General features: G+C 60.8%; 20 protein-coding genes. 3 read left to right on the top strand and 17 right to left on the bottom strand.

The genetic code is table 11. The annotated features are described in order from the left end of the window. Positions 1-57: 57 nt before the first annotated feature. The 11 genes from AC3WJW_RS06015 to AC3WJW_RS05965 form a co-directional block, all read right to left on the bottom strand. A complete protein-coding gene (locus AC3WJW_RS06015; RefSeq protein ID WP_102701880.1) occupies positions 58-702 on the bottom strand; it encodes a methionine ABC transporter permease in 645 nt (214 codons plus the stop codon). Continuing rightward, the gene (locus tag AC3WJW_RS06010; protein ID WP_493725431.1) at positions 692-1,813 is read right to left on the bottom strand and encodes a methionine ABC transporter ATP-binding protein; all 1,122 of its coding nucleotides are present in this window, start codon (positions 1,811-1,813) and stop codon (positions 692-694) included. The genes AC3WJW_RS06015 and AC3WJW_RS06010 overlap by 11 nt, the downstream gene beginning before the upstream one ends. A gap of 2 nt (positions 1,814-1,815) precedes the next feature. After that, complete coding sequence (locus AC3WJW_RS06005; protein ID WP_493725430.1) at positions 1,816-2,625, bottom strand: MetQ/NlpA family ABC transporter substrate-binding protein; 810 nt, start codon at positions 2,623-2,625, stop codon at positions 1,816-1,818. Positions 2,626-2,755: 130 nt separating this feature from the next. Further along, a complete protein-coding gene (locus tag AC3WJW_RS06000; RefSeq protein WP_493725429.1) occupies positions 2,756-4,108 on the bottom strand; it encodes an LLM class flavin-dependent oxidoreductase in 1,353 nt (450 codons plus the stop codon). Next, entirely contained in the window at positions 4,109-5,302 is a 1,194-nt protein-coding gene (locus tag AC3WJW_RS05995; RefSeq protein ID WP_493725428.1) for an SfnB family sulfur acquisition oxidoreductase, read from the bottom strand. Between the two features lie 23 nt (positions 5,303-5,325). Continuing rightward, positions 5,326-6,558, bottom strand: a complete 1,233-nt coding sequence (locus AC3WJW_RS05990; RefSeq protein WP_493725427.1) for an SfnB family sulfur acquisition oxidoreductase — start codon at positions 6,556-6,558, stop codon at positions 5,326-5,328. 316 nt (positions 6,559-6,874) lie between these two features. After that, on the bottom strand, positions 6,875-7,639 hold the full coding sequence (locus tag AC3WJW_RS05985; protein WP_493725426.1) for a hypothetical protein: 765 nt from the start codon (positions 7,637-7,639) through the stop codon (positions 6,875-6,877). Positions 7,640-8,121: 482 nt separating this feature from the next. Continuing rightward, entirely contained in the window at positions 8,122-8,877 is a 756-nt protein-coding gene (gene tcyN, locus AC3WJW_RS05980) for an L-cystine ABC transporter ATP-binding protein TcyN (RefSeq protein ID WP_007972898.1), read from the bottom strand. Between the two features lie 4 nt (positions 8,878-8,881). Next, complete coding sequence (gene tcyL, locus AC3WJW_RS05975) at positions 8,882-9,547, bottom strand: cystine ABC transporter permease (protein ID WP_007972897.1); 666 nt, start codon at positions 9,545-9,547, stop codon at positions 8,882-8,884. After that, entirely contained in the window at positions 9,547-10,347 is an 801-nt protein-coding gene (gene tcyJ, locus AC3WJW_RS05970; protein WP_095964502.1) for a cystine ABC transporter substrate-binding protein, read from the bottom strand. The genes tcyL and tcyJ overlap by 1 nt, the downstream gene beginning before the upstream one ends. Positions 10,348-10,642: 295 nt before the next feature. After that, positions 10,643-11,635, bottom strand: a complete 993-nt coding sequence (locus tag AC3WJW_RS05965; protein ID WP_493725425.1) for a D-cysteine desulfhydrase — start codon at positions 11,633-11,635, stop codon at positions 10,643-10,645. 190 nt (positions 11,636-11,825) lie between these two features. On the opposite strand from AC3WJW_RS05965, the gene epsC reads away from it, so the two are divergent. Both epsC and betT read left to right on the top strand, forming a co-directional pair. Continuing rightward, complete coding sequence (gene epsC / locus AC3WJW_RS05960; protein WP_007972891.1) at positions 11,826-12,752, top strand: serine O-acetyltransferase EpsC; 927 nt, start codon at positions 11,826-11,828, stop codon at positions 12,750-12,752. Between the two features lie 392 nt (positions 12,753-13,144). Then, positions 13,145-15,100: a choline transporter BetT gene (gene betT, locus AC3WJW_RS05955; protein ID WP_162130348.1), complete on the top strand. Its 1,956-nt coding sequence runs from the start codon at positions 13,145-13,147 to the stop codon at positions 15,098-15,100. Between the two features lie 24 nt (positions 15,101-15,124). Here the strand turns inward: betT and AC3WJW_RS05950 are convergent, their stop codons facing one another. Next, positions 15,125-15,385, bottom strand: coding sequence for a hypothetical protein (locus tag AC3WJW_RS05950; protein WP_007972888.1), 261 nt, complete (start codon positions 15,383-15,385; stop codon positions 15,125-15,127). A gap of 237 nt (positions 15,386-15,622) precedes the next feature. On the opposite strand from AC3WJW_RS05950, the gene mgrA reads away from it, so the two are divergent. Then, positions 15,623-16,660 carry an L-glyceraldehyde 3-phosphate reductase gene (gene mgrA, locus AC3WJW_RS05945; protein ID WP_493725424.1) on the top strand — a complete coding sequence of 346 codons (1,038 nt, stop codon included), beginning with the start codon at positions 15,623-15,625 and terminating at the stop codon, positions 16,658-16,660. A 130-nt stretch (positions 16,661-16,790) separates the two neighbouring features. Here mgrA and tauD read toward each other — a convergent pair whose 3' ends face one another. The 5 genes from tauD to gshA form a co-directional block, all read right to left on the bottom strand. Further along, positions 16,791-17,633: a taurine dioxygenase gene (gene tauD, locus AC3WJW_RS05940; RefSeq protein WP_492585301.1), complete on the bottom strand. Its 843-nt coding sequence runs from the start codon at positions 17,631-17,633 to the stop codon at positions 16,791-16,793. A gap of 157 nt (positions 17,634-17,790) precedes the next feature. After that, positions 17,791-18,624 carry a taurine ABC transporter permease TauC gene (gene tauC / locus AC3WJW_RS05935; protein ID WP_429518396.1) on the bottom strand — a complete coding sequence of 278 codons (834 nt, stop codon included), beginning with the start codon at positions 18,622-18,624 and terminating at the stop codon, positions 17,791-17,793. After that, positions 18,621-19,415, bottom strand: a complete 795-nt coding sequence (gene tauB, locus AC3WJW_RS05930) for a taurine ABC transporter ATP-binding subunit (RefSeq protein ID WP_493725423.1) — start codon at positions 19,413-19,415, stop codon at positions 18,621-18,623. Before tauB ends, tauC begins: the two co-directional genes overlap by 4 nt. 16 nt (positions 19,416-19,431) lie before the next feature. Further along, on the bottom strand, positions 19,432-20,409 hold the full coding sequence (gene tauA / locus AC3WJW_RS05925; protein WP_493725422.1) for a taurine ABC transporter substrate-binding protein: 978 nt from the start codon (positions 20,407-20,409) through the stop codon (positions 19,432-19,434). Between the two features lie 236 nt (positions 20,410-20,645). Continuing rightward, positions 20,646-22,229, bottom strand: a complete 1,584-nt coding sequence (gshA, locus tag AC3WJW_RS05920; protein WP_493725421.1) for a glutamate--cysteine ligase — start codon at positions 22,227-22,229, stop codon at positions 20,646-20,648. Between the last annotated feature and the right edge of the window lie 287 nt (positions 22,230-22,516).

Genomic DNA, 22,516 nt, shown 5'->3' with positions numbered 1-22,516 from the left:
GTAAGTATTGCTTCACCGTTACGCTGTAATGTGTAGAAAAACTGAACCGGCTAGCGCTCAACGCTTATTCAACCCCCGAGCCAACCGATCCCCACCCAACTGAATCACAGCCACCAACGCCACCAGCAGCACAATCACCGTCAACATGATCTGGCTATCAAACCGCTGATACCCATACCGATAGGCAATATCCCCCAACCCGCCCGCGCCAATCGCCCCGGCCATGGCCGACGAGTTGATCATGGTCACCAGGGTAATGGTGAACCCACCGACAATCCCCGGCAGTGCTTCCGGCAACAACACATGCCAGACGATGTGCCACCGTCGGCAGCCCATGGCTTGCGCCGCTTCGATCAACCCATGATCGACCTCGCGCAAGCTGACCTCGGCAATGCGCGCAAAGAACGGCGTGGCTGCGATGGTCAACGGCACCACGGCCGCCCAGACGCCGTAAGTGGTGCCGACGATGAGACGAGTGAATGGAATCAATGCGACCATCAAAATCAGGAAAGGAACCGAGCGAAACAGGTTCACGAACGCACCCAAAACGCGGTTCAGCGCCGGGGCTTCGTAGATACCGCCCTTGGAGCTGGTGACCAGGATCACCGCCAGCGGAATGCCCGCCAACAGCGCGATCAACGACGACACGCCGACCATCAGGAACGTGTCGATAAAGCCCTGCAGCAAGCGATCAAACCACATAACCCAGTACCTCCACCTGTTGCGCCCATTGGCTGGCGCGTTGACGCAATTCTTCGGCACCGAGGGGTGAGCCCGTCACCGCCAACAGCAGTTGCCCAAGGGCATGGCCCTGAATCCGTTCCACGCCGCCGTGCAGCAATCGCACGCGGCCTCCGAGGGCGCTGAACAGTGCCGCCAGGTCCGGCTCGTCGCGTTGGTTGCCGGTGAACTGCAAGCGCAGGACCACGGCTGCATCCGGGGCGCTCGATTGCGGCTGCAGACGGCTTTGCAGCTCTTCCGGCAATGCGTGTTGCAAGGGCGCCAGCAACGTCTTGCTGACCTCATGCTGTGGATTGCCGAAGACTTCCCACACCGGCCCTTGCTCGACGATCCGCCCGTGTTCGAGGACGACTACCCGATCACAGATCTCGCGGATCACCGCCATCTCGTGGGTGATCAGCACAATGGTCAGGCCCAGGCGTTGATTGATCTCGCGCAACAGGCCGAGGATCGATTGCGTGGTCTCCGGGTCCAGTGCCGAGGTGGCTTCGTCGCATAGCAGGATTTGCGGGTCATGCACCAGCGCCCGGGCGATGCCCACGCGCTGTTTCTGCCCGCCGGAAAGTTGCGCCGGGTAAGCCTTGTGTTTGGCCTGCAAGCCGACCAGTTCCAGCAGCTCACGGACTTTCTGCTCGCGTTTTTCCTTGGGCACGCCAGCGACTTTCAAAGGCAGTTCGACGTTCTGCCAAACGGTCTTGGCCGACATCAGGTTGAAGTGCTGGAAGATCATGCCGATGCGCCGACGCAGCGCCACCAGGCGGTCTTCGTCGAATTCGCCGATGTCGACCTGATCGATCAGTACCCGACCACTGCTCGGTTGCTCCAGGCGATTGATGGTGCGAATCAGTGACGATTTGCCGGCGCCGCTGCGGCCGATGATGCCGAACACTTCGCCGCGCTGGATCGCCAGGTCGATGCCGTGCAACGCGGCCACCGGGCCTTGCTGGCCGTTGTAGGTTTTGCCCAGGCCGATGAAGCGCACGTGGGCATGGTTGAGTTCGGGACGCAGCTCGGTGCGCTCGGCGCTGTGCGGCTCTGGAGTCTCCAGTCGCCGTTGGATGGCGGCGGTCATGCTCAGCTTTCCCAACCGGCTTGGTAGAGCTTGCCGTGAGCCTTATCCAGTGCGGCGCGCACTGCGGGTGAGTGCTGGTAGATGTCGACGAACTTGATCAGGCGCGGGTCGGTTTTGCTTTTCGGCTGGATCACGAACTGAATCACGTACTCCTTGTGATCGAGGCCGTCGAACAGCAGCGCGGAGCCCGCGTCGAAGGTTTTCGATAGGCGAATATAGGCCGGGTAGCCCTGCACCAGATCGGCATCGTCATAGGCGCGTACCAGTTGCACGGCTTCGACCTGGAGGATCTTGATGTTCTTCGGGTTGGCGATGATGTCTTCTTCGGTGGCCTTGTAGCCGACGCCGGGCTTGAGGGTGATCAGGCCGGCCTTGGCCAGCAGTTGCAAGCCTCGACCGCTGTTGATCGGGTCGTTGGCGATGGCCACGCTGGCGCCTTGTGGCAGTTCGTCGAAGCTTTTGTATTTCTTTGAGTAGAGGCCGACGTTGTTGATGATCCCCGGCGCGAACGGCACCAGGTCGAAACCCGAGGCGGCCTTGGCGTTTTCCAGGAACGGGATGTGCTGGAAGTAGTTCACGTCGATGTCGCCGGCGGCGAGGCTGACGTTCGGCGCGATCCAGTCGGTGAACTCCACCAGCTCGACTTTCAGGCCTTGTCTGGAAGCCTCTTCGACGGCGGCTTCAAGGGGAATGGCGAACGCGGCGGTGGTGCCGATTTTCAGCGGCGCGTCGGCGGCGAAAACTGCAGAGCTGAACAGGCCGAGGGCCAGGGCCAGTGCTTTGACTGGGTGAGAGAGGGAGTGCTTTTTCATGATGAGTTATCCAGTCAGTGCATAAGGTTTGTGTTGTTTGGTCGGGCCTCTTCGCGAGCAGGCTCGCTCCCACAATGGATCTCGGGTGTTCACACAATCCCTGTGGGAGCGAGCCTGCTCGCGAAGCTTTTTAGCGGCGGTAAGCCGAGCCGGTATGTTGCTCGGGCAAGTGCGCCTCCTGCTGAAACAGCTTTTCGCGCAAGGTGCCGCTGTCGTATGCCGTCTTGTACGACCCCCGCCGCTGCAACTCGGGAATCACCAGCTCGATGAAATCCTCATAGCTTTCCGGGGTGACGATGCGGGTCAGGTTGAAACCATCCAGCCCGGTTTCAGCGATCCACGATTCCAGCTCATCCGCCACTTGCTGCGGTGAGCCGACCACGGTGATGTAGCGGCCACCGAGGGCGTGTTGCTCCAGCAATTTGCGGCGGGTCCAGTCGTTGTTTTGCAGGTGTTTGGTGGCGGACTGGATCGCGTTGCTCTTCACGTACTGGATCGGCTCGTCGATTTCATATTGGGAAAAATCGATCCCGGTGGACGCCGAAAAGTGCGCCACGCCGGCTTCGGCACTGGCATAGCTCAGGTACTCGGCGTGCTTGGCCCAGGCCAGCTCTTCGGTGGCGCCGACGATCACGTTCAGGCCCATGAACACCTTGATGTCCTCGGGATTGCGCCCGGCTTCGACGGCACTGGCACGGACCCTGTCCACCTGAGCCTTGGTCGATGGTTTGTTCTGGCCGCTGATGAACACGCACTCGGCATGTCGCCCGGCGAACAGCAAACCGCGATCCGAACTGCCGGCCTGGAACAGCACCGGTGTGCGCTGCGGCGAGGGTTCGCAGAGGTGATAACCCTCGACCTGATAGAACTCGCCCTTGTGCTCGACCTTGTGCACTTTCTCAGGCTGCGCATAGATCCGCTGCTGTGGATCGTTCAGTACCGCGCCGTTTTCCCAGCTGCCTTCCAGGAGTTTGTAGAGCACCTCCAGGTACTCGTCGGCCTGGTCGTAGCGGCGGTCATGCTCGACCTGTTCGCTCAGGCCCATGGCCTTGGCGGCGCTGTCGAGGTAGCCGGTGACGATGTTCCAGCCGACCCGGCCACGGCTGAGGTGATCCAGCGTCGACAGGCGTCTGGCGAACAGGTACGGCGCTTCGTAGGTGAGGTTGGCGGTCAGGCCGAAACCGAGATTTTTCGTCACCGCGGCCATGGCCGACACCAGCAACAACGGGTCGTTGACCGGCAGCTGGATCGACTCTTTCAACGGCACGTCCACCGAGTTCTGGTAGATGTCGTAGACGCCGACGATGTCGGCGATGAACAGGCCGTCGAACAGCCCGCGCTCGAGCAATTGCGCCAGTTCGGTCCAGTATTCGATCGTGTTGTAACGGGTGGATGTGTCGCGCGGGTGCGTCCACAAACCGTGGTTGATGTGCCCGATGCAGTTCATGTTGAAGGCATTGAGCAGGATCTTTTTCTTGGCCATTCAGATGGTCCCCCGTAGTGGCGGGTTTTCATCGTTGAGGTAGTAGTTGCCCACGGCGTGGTACTTCCAGCGCACCGGGTCGTGCAGGGTGTGCACCCGGGCGTTGCGCCAGTGGCGGTCGAGACCGTGTTCGATCAAGGTCGCCTGGCTGCCGGCCAGTTCGAACAGCGTGCTGCCGGCGGCCAGGGAGATTTCGGTGCTCAGGGCGCGGGCTTCGGCGACGGCAATCGATGCGGCTGCGACGGTCTCGGCCTGGGTGTCGGCCTGGGCTTCGTCGAGGTATTCACCTGCACGCTCCAGCAGTGCCTCGGCGGCGTGCAGGCGAATGCTCAGGTGGCCGAAGCTCTTGAGGGTCAGCGGATCGTCCGTGGCTTTTTCGTGGGTGGCGTCGATCCACGGCCGGGTTTTGCTGCGTACGAAGTGCAGCGCATCTTCATACGCGGCGCGGGCGATGCCGGTGTCGATGGCGGCATGGAGAATCTGCGCCAGCGGGCCGACCGGGGTCGGGCGCTCGAAAGCGCTTTGAAAGGGGATGACATCGTCGGCCGCGACGTAGACATCTTCGAACACCACCGAACCGCTGCCGGTGGTGCGCTGGCCGAAGCCGCTCCAGTCGTCAATTACGGTGAGGCCCTTGCTGTTGCGCGGGACGAACGCCAGTTGCTGCACGCCGTTTTCATCCACCACCGAGGTGGGAATGCGCTGGGCGTAAATCGCACCGGTGGCGTAGAACTTGCGGCCATTGATGCGATAGCCGCTGCCATCGCGGGTCAGGCTGGTGATGCGATCATGGGCGGTTTTGGTGCCGAGTTCGGCGAGGGCATTGCCGAAGCGCTGGCCGGCCAGCACTTCGGCATAAAGTCGTATTTTCTGCTCATGGCTGCCGTTCACGCGCAGCACTTCGAGGGCATAAAAATGGTTCTGTGGAATTTGCCCCAGCGAGCCATCGGCCTGGGCGATCAGAGCGATGACCTTGGCCAGGGTGACGTTGGAAACACCGGCGCCGCCATATTCCTTTGGCACGCTGATGCCCCACAGGCCCGAGCGGGAAAACACCTCCAGTTCCGGGTGTGGCAGACGGCGTTCACGGTCGCGTGTGGCGCTGTCACGTTTGAAATCTTCGGCCAGATCGCTGGCGACAATCAGGGCTTGCTCATCGCTGGTAATGACCGCGACGGGGTGAGAAATGCTCATGTGCTTCTCCAGATGTCTGGTCGTTAAATCCAGGAATGACGATTAGGCAGCGTGCCGTTGAGGCGATAGGCGCCGATGGCGTGGTATTTCCAGCGCACCGGATCGTGCAGCGTGTGCACCCGGGCATTGCGCCAGTGGCGGTCGAGGTTGAATTCGGCGAGGGTGGCGCGGCTGCCGGCCAGTTCGAACAGCTTTTCGCTGGCCTGCAACGAAATCTCGGTGGTCAGCACTTTGGCTTCGGCCACGGCAATCGAGGCGCGGGCGGCGGACCCGGCGGTGAGCGGTGTGGCGCTGACTTCATCGAGTACCTGCCCGGCCTTGCGCAGCAGCGCTTCGGCGGCGTGCAGTTCGATTTTCAGTTTGCCGATATCGGCGATCACGTACAGGTCATCGCTGGCCCGCTCGACCTTGGCGTCGATCCACGGCCGGGCGCGGTTTTTCACGAAGTCGATGGCGTCGTCGATGGCGCCCCGGGCGATACCGGCGTCAATGGCCGCCTGAATCAGTTGGGAGACGGCGCCCTGGATGTTCGGCGTGTCGTTGATCCGCCAGTTATCCACCACCAGTTCGGAATCGACCTGCACGTTGTTGAGCAAAATCGTGCCGCTGGCGGTGGTGCGCTGACCAAAGCCGGACCAGTCATCGACGATGCGTAGTCCCGGCGTGCCGCGACGGATGAACGCCAGCACTTGTTTGCCGTCGTCGTTCAATGCCTTGACCGCAACCCAATGGGCGAACAGTGCACCGGTGGAATAGAACTTCTGGCCGTTGAGGACGCCGTCGGCGGTGATGCGCGCTTTCAGTTCCAGGGTGTTCTTGGTGCCGCGTTCCGGCCCGGCATTGCCGATGCGCCAGCCATCCAGGACGCTTTTGAACAGTTGTCTTTTCTGCGCTTCGGTGGCGCTGCCGAGGATCAGGTTAAGAATGCCGAACTGGTTCTGCGGAATCTGCCCAAGCGCCGGGTCGGCGGCGGAAATGATCGCGAAGACCTCGGCCAGGGTGACGAACGAAACCTGCGGGCCACCGTACTCGCGGGGGATGGAAATGCTGCCCAGGCCGCTGCGGGTGAACAGTTCGATTTCAGACCATGGGAGCTTGCGCAGCTGGTCTCGCTTGGCCGCTTGCAGGCGGGCGACGTGCGCCAGTTCGTGGGCTGCCTTGATGGCTTGGGCGTCGTTGCGCAAGATTTGTGCGGGCAACAACAACGGGGCGATGTCCAGGTCACTCTGGACGATTGCATCTGCCAGACTGGACATCAGTGCCACTCCTTGGCTGCTCGCAATGCCCTGGCGATCTGCACTGGGGTGATTGTGTTCCGGACCATACCTACCTCACATCTCATGGAAGCGCTGCTTGTGGCCGCGCATGAAAACAAGAATGTCCGGTGGTCCGGTGCATATACCCTAAACGTGTATAAATATTTTATGAACTAACTTTTAGGAATATGGATAGAAGGGTGACAATGGCGCTGTCGCCAAGATCGCAGCCTTCGGCAGCTCCTACAGGGGTTTGGCCTTAACCCTGTAGGAGCTGCCGAAGGCTGCGATCTTTTGATTTTTTACAGTAACGGCATCACCGTCTGTGGGCCTCGGCAGCCTTGAGGTGCTGTTGTTTCGGGACTTTCAGATAAGGATTGGCGCAACCGATCTTCAGCGTGCGGGCCGGTGCCCAGCGGGAGTTGTTGCCCACCCGATCGAGAATGCAGTACGTCACTTCCAGCCGCAGATCTTCGCCGGCCTCGAGGATGATGGCCGGCGGTATCCAGACCTGGATCGGCTGACCCACATCGACGGACTTGAGCGGTGGCAGATCCAGGCGCACATCGCCCCAGCGCAGGGTGATTTCGTCGTCGACGGCCATGTTCAGGTACGGCTCGATGGTCAAGGGAACACCACGTTTGACCTGGCTCGGATTGACCCCCTGACGGCGAATCGCCTCGGGAATGCTCACCGGTGCCAGGCACTGGTTTTCATCGCCGCACAGCGCCGAGGGTTGGCCGCCTGGACAGTCGAGTTTGATCTGCACGTTTTGACTGGCCGATACCGCCGGGCCCCGGCCAATCTGCATGACCCGGTAGTGAATGCGCGAAGTACCGTTGGCGACAAAACTCTCAGGCACCCGCAACTGCACCGGTCGGCCGACATCGCTGGCCGTCAGCACGCGGGAGGCCACGTAGCAGTTGTCCCAGAACAGTTCGATCAGGTCTCCTGCGTCCATGGCGGGGTAGGGCGCCACATCGATCAGCAGGTGCGCCGCACAGGTGACGTTGATGCCGGCCTTGTTGGATTGCGCCAGGGTCGGGGCTGCAAGCCCGGATTTGTTCGAGGTGCTGTTCATGAAGTCTCCTTGAAGTCTTGCAACGAAGTCCGTTTCTGGAATATCAAAAACCAATAATCGAACAGATAAACCATTCATTACTTTGAGCGGAAATAATGATTTAAGTGTGAGGGGTGTCGTTGGTTTGAGACTAGATAAGAGTCAGGGAGATCAGGTGTCAATAAGAATTGTTAGTTATGGGTGGTGTGTGGTGCTATTCAGAAAGTTCCTACGGTTCCAAGTAAGTAAACCATGTCGGTGCGTCGAATTTTTCTGCTGAAAGCGCGGAAATATGGGCGAATTGGTGCAAGTCGTGGGCACCGTCTTACGACAGAGGATCTGGTTGAATTGGCATTGATTAATTATCGTGACGCATATATTTGTACCGTGCACGTGTACACGATATGCATGTTTAATAGATGAGTTTGGTTTGGTATTAATGAAGGGTTTTTCGAGAGGCGTCACTTCCATCCATGGAAGTTTACCGTTGTTGCGCAGGGCTGTTAGTTGTGAGCGTTATTCAGGAACTTGCTCAGGAACTGCCGGGTTCGCTCTTCTTTCGGGTTGGCAAACAACGCCTTCGCTTCGCCTTGTTCGACGATCACGCCCTTGTCGAAAAACACCACACGGTTGGCCACGTCCCGGGCAAAACCCATTTCGTGGGTGACGATCACCATGGTGCGCTTCTCTTCGGCCAGGCCGCGGATGGTCGCCAATACCTCACCCACCAGTTCCGGGTCGAGGGCCGAGGTCGGCTCATCGAACAGGATCACTTCGGGCTCCATCGCCAGCGCCCGGGCAATCGCCACGCGCTGTTGCTGGCCACCGGAGAGGCGACGCGGGTAAGCGTCCTCCTTGCCCGCCAGACCGACCTTGGCCAAGAGTTTTTTGCCCAGGGCTACAGCGTCGGCGTGCGGGGTCTTCTTGACCACGATCGGGCCTTCGATGACGTTTTCCAGGGCGGTGCGATGGGGGAACAGGTTGAAGTTCTGGAACACGAAGCCCACGTGCTGGCGCAAACGTCGCACCAGGCTCTGCTGCTGGTTCAGGGGACGGCTGGTATCGATCTCGATATCGCCGACCTTGATCCGGCCGCTGGTGGGTTCTTCCAGGAAATTCAGGCAGCGCAGGAAGGTGGTCTTGCCCGAACCGCTGGGGCCGATGATCGCGACCACCTCGCCTTCCTTGACCTCAAGATCGATGCCATTGAGCACGACTTGACCCTTGAACTGCTTTGTCAGTTTTTCCACGACAATCATTGGGTCAGGACTCCTGGTCGTGCCGATTGACCCGCGCTTCCAACTGGTTCTGCAGGTGCGACAGCACCGTGGCCAGGACCCAGTAGATCAGTGCGGCGGCAAGATACATGGTGAAGATTTCGAAGGTACGGGCGGTGATCAGTTGCGCCTGGCGGAACAGCTCCGGCACCTGGATGGTAGCGGCCAGCGCCGTGTCCTTGACCAGCGAGATGAAGCTGTTGCCCAGCGGCGGCAATGCGGTGCGCATGGCCTGTGGCAGGATGGCCCGGCGCAGGGTTTGCGCGCGGGTCATGCCGATACTGGCAGCGGCTTCCCACTGGCCGCGCTCGATGGAACTGATCGCGGCACGCAGGATTTCGCAGGCGTAGGCGGCCATGTTCAGCGAGAAGCCGATCAGGGCCGCCGGCAGCGGATCAAGTTCCAGACCCAATTGCGGCAAGCCGTAATAGATCACGAACAGTTGCACCAGCAACGGCGTGCCGCGAAAGAACGACACGTAGATGCGGGCGATCCAGCTCACCAGCTTGAAGCGCGACAGGCGCATCAGCGCCAGGCCGAACCCCATCACCAGGCCGAAGAACATCCCGCCCAGGCTGAGGATGACCGTGTAGTACGCGCCCTTGAGCAGAAAGGGCACGGAGTCCAGTGCGAGTTGGAAAGCTTCTTCCATTATTGAGTGACGTCAGCGTTGAAGTATTTTTCCGAGAGCTTTTTCAGGGTGCCATCGGCGCGCAGCTTGTCGATCGCCTTGTTCACCGCGGCCAGCAGTTCAGGCTCGCCTTTGCGCAGGGCAATGCCGGCTTCCTGACGGGAGAACGCGTCACCGGCGGCGGTGGTGTCCTTGGCTTTCTTGGCGTATTCCAGTGCCGCCAGACGGTCGATCAGAATGGCGTCGATACGGCCGACACGCAGGTCCTGGAACTTGGTCGGATCATCTTCGTAGGTGCGGATGTCAGCGGTCGGCACATTGGTTTTCACCCACTCTTCGTAGTTGGTGCCCAGGCCTACGCCGACTTTCTTGCCACCCAGGTCGGCAGCGGTCTTGATGTTCAGCTCGGCGGCCTTCTTGGTCAGCACCAGCGCCTGGATACCGGAAACGGTGTACGGCTCGGAGAAGTCATACTTCTTCTTGCGTTCTTCGGAGATGGTCACCTGGTTGATCACTGCGTCCAGGCGCTTGGATTCCAGGGCCGCGAGGATGCCGTCCCATTTGGTCGGTTGCAGTTTGACCTTGACGCCCAGCTCTTTGGCCAGGGCTTCGGAGAACTCGACTTCGAAGCCGGTCAGTTTGCCGTCGGCATCGACGAAACTGAACGGTGGGTAAGTGCCTTCCAGGCCAACGTTGATCACGCCGGCGTCTTTGATTTTTTGCAGTTGCTCACCGGCAACGGCTTGGCCAATCAGGCCGGCGCTCAGTGCCAGGCCCAGCGAGCCCACCAGCAGATTGCGACGTAGTGCGGAAAAATTCATGACAAGCCCCTGTGTTTTCTTATGGAAGACGCTTTAGGAAAGTTGGCAAATTCGGGAATCGGACGACTGCGATATCCTGCCCTAATGCAGCTTATGCGTCTCGCTGCAAATTCGCCTGCGGCGTGAATATAAGACGCCGCCGTTAGATAGGAAAATAATAAATATTCTTTTTGTTATTCTTCAATCGAATATGTGTGTCATAGGAAAAGATCGCAGCCTGCGGCAGCTCCTACATGGATCGGCGTGCACCTGTAGGAGCTGCCGAAGGCTGCGATCTCTTGATCTTCTGAATCGCTTACAGAAAATCCTTATAGGCAAACAACGCCGGCGCCCCGCCAGTGTGCAGGAAGATAATCGGACCTTCGTCGAAACGCTGACGCCCGATCCCGTCCAGCAGGCCCGCCATGGCCTTGCCAGTGTAGACCGGGTCCAGCAGCAAGCCTTCCTGACTCGCCAGCAGCTTCACCGCCGCCAGTGTTCCGGCATTCGGCTCGCCATAACGCGGGGCGAAATACTCGTCCCACAACTCGACCTTGAAAGCGTCCGGCAGGTCCACGCCCAGCAGCTCGGCAGTGCGTTCGGCCAGGCCTTGAACCTTTGGCCGCTGGTCTTCATCGCTGCGCGAGACCGTCACGCCGATCACTGGCAGGTCCGGCAGTGCTTCACTCAAGGCCAGTGCCAGACCGCTGTGGGTACCGGCACTGCCCGAGGCCAGGACCACGGCGGCGAACGTCAGGCCGGTGTCCTTGATCTGTTCGGCCAGTTCCAGCCCGGCACGTACGTAACCGAGTGCGCCCAGCGCGTTGGAGCCTCCGATCGGCACCAGATACGGCTTCTTGCCGTTGTTGCGCAGTCTGTCGGCCAGGGCTTGCAGTTGTTCGTCGGCGTTGTCGAGGTTTTCCACCAGTTCGACCTTGGCATCGAACAGGTCGAGCAGCAGGCGGTTGCCGTTGCTGGTGTAATTGCTGTCATCGGTGCCGAGGGGGTTTTCCAGAAGGGCTACGCAGCCCAGACCCAGTTTCGCCGCAATGGCAGCCGTTTGGCGCACGTGGTTCGATTGCAGCGCGCCGGCGGTGATCAAGGTGTCGGCACCCTGGGCCAACGCATCGGCGGCCAGGTATTCGAGTTTGCGCAGCTTGTTGCCGCCCATTGCCAGCGGCGTCAGGTCATCGCGTTTGACGTACAGGTCGCGACCCAGCCAGGTCGACAGGCGTTCGAGTTTTTCCAGGGCGGTGGGTTGACCGAGCAGGTCGAGGCGGTTAAAGCGGGCGAGCTGTTGTTTGATCATGGGTCCGTACTGGCCGTGGAAGATCTCAGGACTATAGGCACGCGAAAAAGGCTGGGCAACCGTCAATTGCTTATAGCTAATCGTAATGAGCACAGCATTATTGGTTCTTAATTTGCCCCGCTGCCCTTGCCGTAAAGTAATCGCCGTCAGTGCGGCCAGACAGTCCGGTCGCCCGTGAGGAGTTTTTACCGTGAGTGAGCGTTCCAGCCATTGGCAATTGCAGACCATCGTCAGCCAGCTGCGCACCGCGCGTGAGCAGTGGCGAGCGCAAAATGGCCGGGCCAGTACCGAGCAGGGCGGTCGCGAGCTGCCCTCCCGGGCGGCCATGGCAGAGATTCTCGAAGCCTTGTGCGGTGCGCTGTTCCCGATGCGCCTGGGGCCGGTTGACCTGCGCGAAGAGAGTGAAGACTTCTACGTCGGCCACACGCTGGATGTGGCGTTGAATGCACTGTTGGCCCAGGCGCGACTCGAATTGCGCTATGCCGCGCGCCACAGTGCCCAGGCCGATACCGAAGTCGAAGCCAAGACCATCCAGATCATCCAGGACTTCGCCCTCGCCCTGCCGGGGTTGCGCAGCCTGTTGGACACTGACGTTCTGGCGGCCTATCACGGCGACCCGGCGGCGCGCAGTGTCGATGAAGTGCTGTTGTGCTACCCGGGGATCCTGGCGGTGATTCACCATCGGCTGGCCCACCATTTGTACCGTGCCGGGCTGCCGTTGCTGGCGCGAATCAGCGCGGAAATCGCCCATTCGGCCACTGGCATCGACATTCACCCCGGCGCGCAGATCGGCCGCAGTTTCTTCATCGACCATGGTACCGGCGTGGTGATTGGCGAAACCGCGATCATCGGCGAGCGCGTGCGGATTTATCAGGCCGTGACCCTGGGCGCCAAGCGCTTCCCGGCGGACGAAGACGGTCAGTTGCAGAAGGGGCAGCCTCGGCATCCGATTGTCGAGGATGACGTGGTGATTTATGCCGGGGCGACGATTCTGGGGCGGATTACCATCGGCCAGGGTTCGACCATTGGCGGCAACGTCTGGCTGACCCGCAGCGTGCCGGCGGGCAGTAACCTGACCCAGGCAAATCTGCAGCATGAAGATGGGGCGCAGAAGTAGGCCTTTGAATCTCCGTTGTCTGGTCTGGCCTCATCGCGAGCAAGCTCGCTCCCACAATGGATCTCTGGTGAACACAACTGTTGTGGCCGGCATTGAACCCTGTGGGAGCGAGCTTGCTCGCGATTGGATTTCAAGCCGAATCGAGTCGCCAATCCCGCACCAGATCCTCCCTTGAGCTAGCGTACAACCACTACCGCCGAGCCCTGCGATTAGTCCTTAGCCCCCTATCCATGTTTAACTTGAACGTTCATTCAAGTTAAACCGGTGGTTCGCCGCCCGCTCACAACAGGAGGCTTGCCTTTGCTGAGTCCGATTTCTACAGCCACGTTTTACCCCTTCGAGGTGCACCGTACATGAGTGCATCGTCCATCCCTCCAAGCGGCCTGGTCCGCATGAATCCGCCGGTGTTCTGGTTCTCGGCGAGCTTCATTCTGTTATTTGGTGTCGTTGTCATCGCCATGCCCGAGCAGGCCGGTGCCTGGTTGCTGGCGGCGCAAAACTGGGCGGCCAACACGGTCGGCTGGTATTACTTGCTGGCGATGACCCTGTATCTGGTCTTCGTGGTGGTCACCGCCTTGTCCGGCTACGGCAAGATCAAGCTCGGTGCCGACCACGACGAGCCCGAATTCAGTTACCTGTCCTGGGCCGGCATGCTGTTCGCCGCGGGGATCAGCATCACCCTGTTTTTCTTCTGTGTGTCCGAACCGTTGACCCACATGCTGCAGCCGCCACAGGGCGAGGCCGGCACGGCGGACGCGGCGCGTCAGGCGATGCAGATTCTGTTTTTGCACTGGGGTTTACATGGCTGGGGCGTGTTCGCCTTTGTCGGTATGGCGCTGGCCTATTTCGCCTATCGCCACAACCTGCCGCTGGCCCTGCGCTCGGCGCTGTATCCGCTGATCGGCAAGCGCATCAATGGCCCCATCGGCTACGCGGTGGATGGCTTCGGCATCATCGCCACGGTGTTCGGCCTCGGCGCGGACATGGGCTTTGGTGTGTTGCACCTCAACTCTGGCCTCGATTACCTGTTCGGCATCGCCCACACCCAGTGGGTTCAGGTCGGCCTGATCACCCTGATGATGGGCGCGGCGATCATCGTTGCGGTGTCGGGCGTCGACAAGGGCGTGCGGGTCATGTCCGACATCAACATGCTGCTGGCCTGTGCGCTATTGCTGTTCGTGTTGTTCGCCGGCCCCACGCAGCACTTGCTCAACACCCTGATCCAGAACCTCGGCGATTACCTCGGCGCCTTGCCGATGAAGAGTTTCGACCTCTACGCCTACGACAAACCCAGCGACTGGCTGGGCGGCTGGACGGTGTTCTATTGGGCCTGGTGGATCGCATGGTCGCCGTTCGTGGGCTTGTTCATCGCGCGGATTTCCCGTGGCCGCACCATCCGCGAATTCGTTTTCGGCGTGCTGCTGATTCCGCTCGGCTTCACCCTGGCGTGGATGTCGATCTTCGGCAACAGCGCCATCGATCAAGTGCTCAACCACGGCATGAGCGCGCTCGGCATGTCGGCTATCGACAATCCGTCGATGACGCTTTACCTGCTGCTGGAAACCTACCCGTGGAGCAAAACCGTCATCGCGGTGACGGTGTTCATCAGCTTTGTGTTCTTCGTCACCTCCGCCGACTCCGGCACCGTGGTGCTGTCGACGCTGTCCGCCAAGGGCGGCAATCCCGATGAAGACGGGCCGAAATGGCTGCGGGTGTTCTGGGGCGCAATGACCGCACTGGTGACCAGCGCGCTGCTGTTTTCCGGCAGCATCGATGCGTTGAAGTCGGCGGTGGTCCTGACTTCGTTGCCGTTCTCGCTGATCTTGCTGTTGATGATGTGGGGGCTGCACAAGGCGTTTTATCTGGAGTCGCAGAAGCAGATCGCGCAGATGCATTCACTGGCACCGGTGTCCGGTTCACGGCGGGGCGGTTGGCGTCAGCGCCTGAGTCAGGCGGTGCATTTCCCGTCGCGGGATGAGGTCTATCGCTTCCTCGACACCACGGTGCGTCCGGCGATTGAAGAGGTGTCCGCGGTGTTCCGGGAAAAGGGTTTGCACGTGGTCATGCACCCGGACCCGGCCCATGACAGCGTCAGCCTGGAAATCGGCCACGGCGATCAGCACCCGTTTGTTTATCAGGTGCAGATGCGCGGCTATTTCACGCCTTCGTTTGCCCGTGGCGGCATGGGTTCCAAGCAACTCAACAATCGCCGTTACTACCGGGCCGAAGTGCATCTGAGCGAGGGCAGCCAGGACTACGACCTGGTGGGCTACACCAAGGAACAGATCATCAACGACATCCTCGACCAGTACGAGCGGCACATGCAGTTCCTGCATCTGGTGCGTTGATCGCGGGCAGGGCGCCGGGGCTTTTCAGCTCTCGGCGCTCAGCACCATGAACAACACCAGCGCCGCCACCGGAATGCTGAACACCATCGTGCCGATCCCCAGCTCCGTACTCAACGACTGGCCGGCGGTCACCACGCCGATGGCGCCGTTGATCACCGTCAGCGCCAGCCACAGGATCACGAAACTGTAGGTGAGTGTCTGGCGGCTGAAGCCGAGCTTCTCGCCGATGAACAGCATCATCGCGAGCAGGACCAGGCCGAAGGTGATGATGATGGTGGTGTGCATGGCTTCTTCCATCCTTGCGATCGTTATCGCTTCTTCGTTGCTTTGGCGACTGTGTTCCTGTCGACCCGGATCACGCAAGCCTGTCGCTGTTCTGTTGAATTATCCGGGCAGATCAAATTTCTGTGAAACGTTTCAGCATTTAGTCGAATCCCGGGTTTTCTGGTGTCCGTCCGGGCGTATGCTGGGCGACTGGCGAAGCAGTCGATACCAGATTCAAGATAGACAAGAGAGGATTCGATGACCTACACCGCTGCCGAAAACCGCTACGACTCCATCCCATACCGCCGCGTGGGCCGCAGCGGGCTGGTGCTGCCTGCACTGTCGTTGGGCCTGTGGCACAACTTCGGCGACAGCACGCCGATCGATACCCAGCGCGCGTTGCTGCGCACGGCGTTCGACCTGGGGATCAACCATTTCGACCTGGCCAACAACTACGGCCCGCCCTATGGCAGCGCCGAAATCAACTTCGGCCGTTTGCTGCGTGAAGACTTCAAGCAATACCGCGACGAATTGATCATCTCCAGCAAGGCCGGTTGGGACATGTGGCCAGGGCCTTACGGTCAGGGTGGCGGTTCGCGCAAGTACGTGCTGGCCAGCCTCGACCAGAGCCTGCAGCGCCTGGGCGTGGACTATGTCGACATCTTCTATTCCCATCGTTTCGACCCGGACACGCCACTGGAAGAAACGGCCAGTGCGCTGGCCACCGCGGTGCAGCAGGGCAAGGCGTTGTACATTGGCATCTCGTCTTATTCCGGGGTGAAAACCCGCGAAATGGCGACGTTGCTCAAAGAGTGGAAAGTCCCGTTGCTGATCCACCAACCGGCCTACAACCTGCTCAATCGCTGGGTGGAAAAAGACCTGCTGGACACCACTGACGAACTCGGCACGGGTGTGATTGCATTCACGCCGCTGGCGCAGGGATTGCTGACCGACAAGTACCTCAACGGCGTGCCGGCGGATGCGCGGGTCAATCGTCCGGGGGGTGGTTCGTTGCAGGCATCGCACTTGTCCGAGGCCAACATCGCCCAGGTGCGGGCACTCAACGAAATCGCCAGGCGTCGTGGCCAGAGCCTGGCGCAACTGGCGCTGGCGTGGACCCTGCGCGATCCGCGGGTCACTTCGGCATTGATTGGCGCGAGCCGGCCGGAGCAGATCATCGAGAACGTGGGGGCGCTGAAGAACCTGAGCTTCAGTGCGGAGGAACTGGCGGAGATTGACCGGTTTGCCCAGGAGGGCGGGATCAATCTTTGGGAGAAGCCTTCTACAGCCGAGTAATTTTCTGGCGTCTGTTCCGGCCTCTTCGCGAGCAGGCTCGCTCCCACATTGGATCTGTGTCAAGCACATACCCCGTGGGAGCGAGCCTGCTCGCGAAGGGGCCAGACCAGTCAATAAAGAAATCAGGGATTTACCGAAAAAACGGCACATCCCCCAACACCGTCGCCCGCTGCATCACCCGCCGCGCCGGCCGGTAATCATCCACGGCGTAATGCTGGGTCACGCGGTTGTCCCAGAACGCAATGTCGTCCTGCTGCCAGCGCCAGCGAATGGTGAATTCAGGCCGCGTGGCGTGGGCAAACAGAAACTTCAGAATCGCCTCGCTTTCGGTTTCCGACAATTCGTTGATCTTCGAGGTGAAGCCTTCGTTGACGAACAGCGAACGCCGCCCACTCACCGGGTGCGTGCGGATCACCGGGTGTGACAGCGGCGGATTCTTGCGCCGTGCTTCCTCCCACTGGGCCAACGCCTCGGGCGTGTTGCCGTAGCGCTCCAGCGGGAACGAGCGGGTGAAATCGTGGGTGGCGGTCAGGCCTTCGAGCAAGGTTTTCATCGGCGCCGAGAGGGCTTCATACGCGGCAATTCCGCTGGCCCACAAGGTGTCGCCGCCAAACTCCGGCAGCAGCTTGGCGCTGAGCACCGCACCCATGGCCGGGGTCGGCAGGAAGGTCACGTCGGTGTGCCAGATCGCGTTATCGCGCACGTCGGTGACGGCGGTGTCGAGGATCAGTACTTCCGGTTGTTCCGGCACATTGGGGTAGATCGGGTGAATGTGCAGGTCGCCGAAATTCGCGGCGAATCGCGCCTGTTGCTGTGGCGTGATCGGTTGGTCGCGAAAGAACAGCACCTGATGCTTGAGCAGGGCCTGCTCGATGGCGTCGCGTTGTTCCGCGCTCAGCGGCTGGCTGATGTCGACGCCGCTGATTTGCGCACCGAGGGCAGAACTCAAAGGGACGATGGTCAACTGGCTCATGGGTGGTTCTCTTCAATTCTGGGTAACACCGCCCCTGTAGGAGCTGCCGAAGGCTGCGATCTTTTGATCTTGCCCTTCAACCGAAAGGTCAAAAGATCGCAGCCTGCGGCAGCTCCTACAGGGGTGATTTAAAAAGGGGGGCCTACCTGAAAAGGCTTTAGTGGGCCTGGCCATGCCATGGCACCAGTTTGCGTTGCAGGGCGCGTAGGCCAAGTTCCATCGCAAAGGCGATCAGCGCAATCACCAGAATCCCCAGGACCACCACGTCGGTGACCAGGAACTGCGCGGCGGACTGCACCATAAAGCCAAGACCGCTGGTGGCGGCGATCAATTCGGCAGCGACCAGGGTCGACCAGCCGACTCCGAGGCCAATGCGCACCCCGGTCAGAATGTCCGGCAAGGCACTCGGTAAAATCACGTGGCGGATCAACTGCGCGCGAGTGGCCCCCAACGACTGCGCGGCACGCAATTTGGCCGGGTCGACCGTGCGCACGCCGGTGGCGGTGGCAATGGCAATCGGGGCGAAGATCGCCAGGTAGATCAGCAGCACTTTCGACAGTTCGCCGATGCCGCACCAGATCACGATCAGCGGCAGGTAGGCCAGCGGTGGAATGGGCCGGTAGAACTCGATCAACGGGTCGAGCACGCCACGGGCGATACGGTTGGCGCCGATGGCGATGCCCACCGGCACGGCGGTGAGAATCGCAAAGCCGAGGCCCAGGCCGATGCGGCTCAGACTCGCGCCGAGGTGCTGCCACAGGGTTGAGTCCATGTAACCCGAGGTCGCCAGCAGCCAGCCTTTTTGCAGCACGGCGGAGGGCGACGGCAGGAACAGCGGCTCGATCAAACCGGTCGCCGTCACTGCCCACCAAATGACAATGAGCGCGGCCAGTGTCAGCACGCTGATCCAGCGAGTGCTCAAGCGGCGTCGTGCCGCAGGCACAGGAGTGCCTGGCTTTATCGCGGCAACGGGAATTTCGTAACTGCTCATGCGCGCTCCTGCCGCTGGGCGGCGCTGCGTTGGGAGAACACTTTGGCGAGTACGTGTTCGCGGGTTTCGATAAAACGCGGATCGGATTTGATCGAGCGGGCCGACTCACCGGCGGCATAACGCTGACCGAAGTCGAGGCTCAGGCGCTCGACGATTTGCCCCGGGTTCGGCGCCAACAGAATCAGGTCGGTGGCGAGGAACACGGCTTCTTCGATGTCGTGGGTAATCAGGAAGACCGGCTTGGCGGTGCGTTGCCAGACTTGCAGCAACAGTTCCTGCATCTGCTCGCGGGTGAAGGCGTCGAGGGCGCCGAAAGGTTCGTCCATCAGCAACACGCGCGGGTCGGCGGCGAGCGCGCGGGCCAGGCCGACTCGCTGCTTCTGGCCGCCCGAGAGCTGCCAGATGCGGCGTTGTTCAAAACCAGAAAGATCGACCAGGGCGAGCATTTCCCGGGCGCGAGCTTCGCGTTTGTCCCGGGCGATACCGGCCAGCTCCAGGCCGAAGCCGACGTTGGCCAGCACGTCTTGCCAGGGCAGCAGCGCGTCGTCCTGGAACACCACGCCACGCTCGGCGCTCGGGCCTTTGACGGGCACGCCGTCGAGGGTGATGCACCCGGCGCTGGGTTCGACGAAACCGGCAATCAGGTTCAACAGCGAAGTCTTGCCACTGCCGGACGGGCCAAGGGCGACCAGCAATTGCCGGGGCCCGAGGCTCAGGGAGATATCCGCCAACACCGGTTCCGGGTTGCCGGGGTACTGTGCGCTGATGCGCTCCAGCTGTAGCAATGCCATCGCAGTCAACTCCCGATCAATTGGTGATGAACTTGGCGCTGACGTACGGCGCGTAGTCCGGCAGTACCGCCTCGACCTTGCCTTGTTCCTTGAGGAACGCCGCGGTGTCGGTGATGGCTTTGGTGGTCGGCGCGCCAAGGGTGAGCACCTGGTCAGCTGCCAGCGGGTAGACGTTGCCTTGCAGCAGCAGCGGAATATCGCTGGCCTTGGCGCCGGACAGTTTTACCAGCTTGTCGACGTTGCCCTGGTTGGCGAGCCAGGCTTGTGGGTCTTTGCGGTAGTCGGCGTAGGCGTCGAGGGTCACTTTGGCGAACGCGGTGATGATCTCCGGGTGCTTCTCGGCGAAATCCTTGCGCACGATCCAGGCATCGAAGGTCGGGGCGCCGAACTTGGCCAATTCACCGGAAGTAATCAGTACCTTGCCGTTTTCCTTGGCCACGCCGAGGGCCGGATCCCACACGTAGGTGGCGTCGATGTCACCGCGTTTCCAGGCGGCGATGATCGCCGGTGGCGCCAGGTTGAGAACGGTGACTTTCGAGGGATCGATGTTCCAGTGCTTCAGGGCAGCGAGCAGGCTGTAGTGGCCGGTGGATACAAACGGCACGGCGATTTTCTTGCCGATCAGGTCTTGCGGGGTCTTGATCCCGGAACCGTCGCGGGCGACCAAGGCTTCGGCGGCGCCGATCTGGGTGGCGATGAGGAACGTTTCCACCGGGACTTTGCGAGTGATGGCAGCGGTCAGAGGGCTGGAACCGAGGTAGCCGATCTGTACGTCGCCGGAGGCGATGGCGGCGATGATATCGGCACCGTTGTCGAATTTGCGCCAGCTGATATCGGCCTTGGTAGCCTTTTCGTACGCGCCGTCGGCCTGGGCGACTTTCGCCGGGTCAACGGTGGTCTGGTAGGCGACGGTGACGTCGGCCGCCTGGGCAAAGAAACTCGCGGTAGCCAGGGTTGCGGCCGCCAGCAAGCGTAGAGGGAAAGTCAGTTTCATCAGAAAGCTCCTTGTCAGGCGACCGAATGTCGGCGTGAAAAAGAGACTAAATGATCTAAGAATTCTAAAATAAATAACTTTTTAGAATTAGCTTATGAGCGGGCAATGTTAAAGGGTCAAAAGATCGCAGCCTTCGGCAGCTCCTACAGAGGCAGCGTACGGCCAAAAAAAATCGCAACCTGCGGCAGACTCCATGTAGGAGCTGCCGAAGGCTGCGATCTTTTTACAGGCGATGATTAATTACTGATCGCCAGAATGCTCGCCTGGTAAGCCCCGACAAACACATCGAAATCACCGACTTCGTTCTGTTCCAGCTCAGCCTGTTGAGCCAGCGATGAACGCGCCAGTTCTTCGAACCTGGCTTGCTCCTCGGCCGCCAGCGGCTCGCTGCGGAAGAACTCGGCGTGCGCCTGGCTTTGGCGCAGCGAGAACTGGGCAAAGCTCTCCTTGTGCTCGGCCATGGCCGCCAATACCTGGGCCGACGGCGTCAGGGACGGGTCCCGGACCTTGGCCATCTGGGCGTCCAGCGCCTTGCTGTGGGCATCGCCGCCATGGCTCTGGTCGAGCATTGCCGCCAGCGGAGCGATTTTTTCCAGCAGCTCACCGGCCCATTCCTTCAGATCAACCGGCTGGCCGTCGCGTTGCAGTTGCAGGCCTGGACGACGACCTTCCTTGACCACGCTGAGGAAGTTCGAGGTCGCGTTGCCGCAGCTGGTGTTGGTCAGCAGCGGGCTTTCGTTGAGCGCGCAGTACAGCAGGAACGCATCGAGGAAGCGCGACTCGGTAAGGTCGATGCCCATCGGCAGGAAGGGGTTGATGTCCAGGCAGCGCACTTCGACGTACTGGATGCCCCGGGCCATCAGCGCCTGGATCGGCCGCTCGCCGGTGTAGGTCACGCGTTTCGGGCGGATGTTGGAGTAGTACTCGTTTTCGATCTGCAGGATGTTGGTGTTGAGCTGCACCCACTCGCCATCCTGGTGGGTGCCAACTTCGACGTACGGCGCATACGGTGTGGCCACCGCTTTGCGCAGGCTGTCGGTGTAGCTGGCCAGATCGTTGTAGCACGGCGTCAGGCCGGCCTGGGCGTTGCTCTGGTAACCCAGGTCGCTCATGCGCAGGCTGGTGGCGTACGGCAGGTACAAGGTGTGCGGGTCCAGTTGTTCCAGCTGATGCGAACGACCGCGCAGGAAGCCGGCATCCAGCGCCGGCGACGCACCGAACAGGTACATCAGCAGCCAGCTGTAGCGGCGGAAGTTGCGGATCAGCGCGATGTAGGACGACGACTGGAAATCGCGGTCGTTGCCGACAAAACCTTCGGCCTGCCTGAGCAGCGGCCAGAGTTTTTCCGGCAGGGAAAAGTTGTAGTGGATGCCGGCAATGCATTGCATGGTCTTGCCGTAACGCAGGGCCAGGCCCTTGCGGTACACGTACTTGAGCTGCCCGATATTGGACGTGCCGTAATAGGCGATCGGGATGTCTTCCTCGGCCGGCAACGGGCACGGCATCGATGGGCTCCATAGGTACTCGTTGCCGAGCTTGCTGTAGGCAAAACGGTGAATGCTGTCCAGGCTCGCCAAGGTGTCCGCCGGGTCTGGCAGGGCCGGAGTGATGAACTCCAGCAGCGACTCGGAGTAGTCGGTGGTGATCTGTTCGTTGGTCAGCGCGGAACCCAATTCTTCCGGGTGCGGCGTTTGCGCCAGGCGACCTTCGCCGGTCACGCGCAGGCATTCACGTTCGATGCCGTGAAGGCACTGTTCGAGCAGAGAGAGGTTAGCGCGCTCGCCGAGCAGAGCCAGGCGGCGGTTGAGAAGTTCGCTCAAGTTGGATTCCTTCACGCGTCAGTCGCCCCAATATGGGGGTGGGCAAGACGGTCTACAAGGGTGAAGTTAAAACTGGCGTTTTCGCCTGGTTTTGGCGCCGCACAGGCCTCATGCCGATCGGTCAGGAATTGCACAATCCCTGTGGGAGCGAGCCTGCTCGCGAGGAGGGAGTATCAGTCAGCATCGACTTCGACTGACACATCGCCTTCGCGAGCAGGCTCGCTCCCACAGGAAACTCCGACGCTGCGGTCACAACGCCGAAATTAACTCAAATTGATGACGACTAG

This window comes from Pseudomonas sp. GW821-FHT07G06, assembly GCF_058986625.1.
The sequence above is the reverse complement of the archived record's forward strand: the minus strand, read 5'-3'. Positions and strand labels throughout refer to the sequence as shown.